The sequence below is a fragment of the Oceanicella sp. genome (genome assembly GCF_056449545.1).
Genome location: NZ_JBWOMN010000048.1, coordinates 1 through 4,254 on the forward strand (window position 1 = coordinate 1; position 4,254 = coordinate 4,254).

The window sequence follows — 4,254 nt, forward strand, 5'->3', positions numbered from 1 at the left end:
CCGCGCCCCCCCCGCCGCCGGGCGCGCCGGGCCCCCCCCCCCCGGGCGCGCGGCCCGGGGCGCCCCCCCCCGCGGCCAATGGCGGATCGGGATCCGCCCTACGCAGGGTTGCGGACCGGGCGCCCGGACATGGGGCGGATCAGCATTCGGGGAGGTTGACCGCGAGCCCGCCGAGGCTGGTCTCCTTGTATTTGGCGTCCATGTCATGGCCGGTCTGGCGCAGGGTCTCGATGCAGGCGTCCAGCGGCACCAGATGCGCGCCATCCCCGCGCAGCGCCAGCGAGGCCGCCGCCACGGCTTTCACCGCGCCCATGCCGTTGCGTTCGATGCAGGGGGCCTGCACCAGCCCGCGGATCGGGTCGCAGGTCATGCCCAGATGGTGTTCGAGCGCGATTTCCGCCGCGTTCTCTATCTGGGCGTTGGAGCCGCCAAGGGCGCCGCACAGCGCCCCGGCGGCCATGGCGGCGGCGGCCCCGACCTCTCCCTGACAGCCGACTTCGGCCCCCGAGATCGACGCGTTGTGGCGAATCAATCCGCCGATCGCCGCGGCCGTCAGCAGCATGTCGCGGACATCCTTGCGCGCCGCGCCGGGGACGTGTTCGAGATAGTATTTCATCACCCCCGGCAGCACGCCGGCGGCGCCGTTGGTGGGGGCGGTGACCACCTTGCCGCCGGCGGCGTTTTCCTCGTTCACGGCGATGGCGTAGACGCTGATCCAGTCATTGGCGATATGGGGCGGCGGCAGGTTTTCGCCGCGTTCGCGTTCCAGTTGTTCGCGGATGGATTTGGCGCGCCGCCGCAGGCCGAGCCCCCCGGGCAGCACGCCGTCGCGCGACAGCCCGCGTTCGATGCAGCTTTCCATCACCGCCCAGATCGCGTCGAGGCGGCGGTTCAGCTCCGGCGGGCTCATCTTCGTGTGCTCGTTGGCGCGCTTCAGCCCGGCGATGGAAAGCCCGCTTTGCGCGCCCATGCGCAGCATCTCGGCGGCGGAGCGGAACGGGTGAGGCACCTCCGCGTCCACCGGCGCATGGGCGATGTCCTGGCGCAGTTCGCGCTCGGTGACCACGAAGCCGCCGCCGATGGAATAATAGGTTTCGCGCATGTGCAGGCGGCCCTCGGCGTCGCGGGCCTCAAGCACCATGCCGTTGGCGTGCCCCTCCAGCGCCGGGCCGTAGTCGAAGATCACCCCGGTCTCGGCGTTCAGCGCCAGCGGCCCCAGGCCCTCGGGGGCGATCATGCCGGTGTCGTGCAACGCCGCCAGCGCCGCCTCGGCCTTGTCCATGTCCAGCGTGTCCGGCGCGAAGCCGAGCAGCCCCAGCAGCACCGCCCGGTCGCTGGCATGGCCCTTGCCCGTGAAGGCCAGCGAACCGTGCAGCCGGCATTCCAGCATCGCCGGCGGCCCGGCGCCGGGGATGCGTTCGTCGCCGTCGCGCAGCGCGTCAAGAAACCGCGCCGCCGCCGCCATCGGTCCCATGGTGTGGGAACTGGACGGGCCGACGCCGATCTTGAAGACGTCGAATACGCTGAGAAACATGCGGCTCTCCTGCCGATGGAAAGGTGATCGGGCCCAGTCTGCGACAGGCGCCGCGCGGCGTCGGCGGGCATTGCGACCGGGCGGGCCAGATAAACGACCTTTGCGCCGGGCCGGTCAACCGCCTTCGCCCGCGCCGGCGCCGGCGGAGCGCAACGCGCCCCCGCCCCCGCGCGGCCTCCGCCCCCGCGCGAAGGCTGGCGCGAAGCCTGGCGCGCCGGCAGGCGGGGGCCGTGCGGTCGCGGGGTGGCTTGCAATGCGCGCGCATGTATATAGGTATCGACTCGCTTCGCGTCGCATCGCAACCAGGGCCGATCCATGACCAAAGAGCTGACCCAGACCGACATCGCCAAGCGGGCGGCCGCCAAGGCGGCGGTGGAACTGGTCGACCCGGGCATGCGGCTCGGGCTCGGCACCGGCTCGACCGCCGCGTGGTTCGTCGAACTGCTCGGCGAACGCAACCGCCGCGAGACTCTCGACCTCGCCTGCGTGCCGACGTCGAGCGCCACCGCCAAGCTCGCCAAGCGCGTCGGGCTGAAGCTGATCACGCTGGACGAGGCCGGGTGGCTCGACCTCACCGTCGACGGCGCCGACGAGGTGGACCCGGAGCTGTGCCTGATCAAGGGCGGCGGCGGCGCGCTGCTGCAGGAAAAGATCGTCGCCACCGCCTCGGACCGCATGGCGGTGCTGGCCGACGCCTCCAAGCAGGTGGAGAGCCTCGGCGCCTTCCCGCTGCCGGTGGAGATCGTGCCCTTCGGCTGGGAGATCACCAAGGCCATCGTCGAGGACACGCTGGAGTCGCTGGACGTGGACGGGCGCATGACCGCGCTCAGGCTCAACAAGGACGAGCCGCTGATCACCGATTGCGGCCATTTCATCATCGATCTGCATCTGAAGCGCATCGGCGACGCAGAAGAACTGAGCCTGGCGCTCAACCAGATCGCCGGGGTGGTGGAGAACGGGCTGTTCATCGACATCGCCGACACGCTGATCGTGGGCTATGGCGATGACAGCTCCGACGTGATCACGCTGGACGATTCCGATGAGGACTGACCGGCGCGCATGACGCCCATCGGCTGATCCGGTCCCGCCGGCGCCGCATCCAGCCGCCCGCGCGGCGACACGCCCAACGGCCGCGACCATGGCCCGCACGGAGAACGACGCATGGACTTCGACTACGACCTCTTCGTGATCGGCGGCGGTTCGGGCGGCGTGCGCGCGGCGCGCATGGCGGCGAATTTCGGGGCCAAGGTCGGGGTGGCCGAGGAATTCCGCTTCGGCGGCACCTGCGTCATCCGCGGCTGCGTGCCGAAAAAGCTGCTGGTCTACGCGTCGTCGTTTTCCGAAACCTTCGAGGACGCCGCGGGCTTCGGCTGGACCGTCGGCGCGCGCAGCTTCGACTGGGCCAAGCTGATCGCCGCCAAGGATGCGGAGATCACCCGGCTGGAGGCCGTCTACGCGAAGAATCTCGACCTCGCGGGCTGCGAACTGCATCGCTGCCGCGCCGAGGTGACCGGCCCGCATTCGGTGCGCCTTGCGTCGCATGGGCACGAGATCACCGCCAAGCACATCCTGATCGCCACCGGCGGCACGCCCTTCGTGCCGGATTTCCCCGGCTCGCATCACGCCATCACCTCCAACGAGATCTTCGATCTGCCGCATCTGCCCGAACGCGCGGTGGTGGTGGGCGGCGGCTACATCGCCTGCGAATTCGCCGGCATCCTCAACGGGCTCGGGTCCGAGGTGGTCCAGCTCTATCGCGGGCCGCAGGTGCTGCGCGGCTTCGACGACGACGTGCGCGACCATGTGGCCGGAGAGATGCGCAAGAAGGGCGTCGACCTGCGGGTCAACACCGAGATCGCCGAGATCGCGCGCCAGGACGGCGGGCTGAAGATCACCCTGACCAGCGGCGAGACCCTCGACGCCGACACCGCGCTCTACGCCACCGGGCGCATACCCAACACCGGCGGGCTGGGGCTGGAAAACGCCGGGGCGCCGCTCGGGCCCTTCGGCGAGGTGATCGTCGATCGCTGGTCGCAGAGCGCCGTGCCCTCGATCTACGCGGTGGGCGACGTCACCGACCGGCTGGCGCTGACCCCGGTGGCGATCCGCGAGGGCGCGGCCTTCGCCGAAACCGTGTTCAACGCCAATCCGACCGAGGCCGACCGCACCCTGGTCGCCACCGCGGTGTTCACCCATCCCGAGATCGGGTCGGTGGGGCTCAGCGAACGGCAGGCCTGCGAGGAATGCGAGATCGACATTTACAAGAGCGCCTTCCGCCCCATGCTGCACACCCTGTCGGGGCGGGACGAAAAGATGCTGATGAAGCTGATCGTGGCGCGCGACAGCCGCAAGGTGCTGGGCTGCCACATCGTCGGCCACGGCGCCGGCGAGATGATCCAGCTTGCCGGGGTGGCGCTGAAAATGGGCGCCACCAAGCAGGATTTCGACAACACCGTCGCGGTGCATCCCACGGCGGCGGAGGAACTGGTCACCATGCGCGACCCGGTCCGGCGCGACGCCGAACCGGGCGCGGATTCGCATGAACACGTCACCCGCGCGGCCCGTTCGCGCATCACCTGAACACCGCGCCGGTCCCACGGACCGGGCGCGAGACGACAACGAAAAGGGGCGAGAGCCACATGCCAAGCAACAACAATTCCGGCGGACCCTGGGGCGGCGGGGGCGGCGACGGCGACAAGGGCGGGCGCGGCGGCGGCCCG

General features: G+C 70.5%; 3 protein-coding genes. 2 read left to right on the plus strand and 1 reads right to left on the minus strand.

Annotation, left to right across the window (positions count from 1 at the left end):
* Positions 1-139: 139 nt before the first annotated feature.
* A complete protein-coding gene (locus tag AC1HC7_RS06820) occupies positions 140-1,534 on the minus strand; it encodes an L-serine ammonia-lyase (protein ID WP_479495942.1) in 1,395 nt (464 codons plus the stop codon).
* 315 nt (positions 1,535-1,849) lie between these two features.
* Here AC1HC7_RS06820 and rpiA point away from each other — a divergent pair, with 315 nt between their 5' ends.
* Positions 1,850-2,584: a ribose-5-phosphate isomerase RpiA gene (gene rpiA / locus AC1HC7_RS06825; RefSeq protein WP_479495943.1), complete on the plus strand. Its 735-nt coding sequence runs from the start codon at positions 1,850-1,852 to the stop codon at positions 2,582-2,584.
* 111 nt (positions 2,585-2,695) lie between these two features.
* Positions 2,696-4,114 carry a glutathione-disulfide reductase gene (gene gor, locus AC1HC7_RS06830; RefSeq protein WP_479495944.1) on the plus strand — a complete coding sequence of 473 codons (1,419 nt, stop codon included), beginning with the start codon at positions 2,696-2,698 and terminating at the stop codon, positions 4,112-4,114.
* The last annotated feature ends 140 nt before the right edge of the window (positions 4,115-4,254 follow it).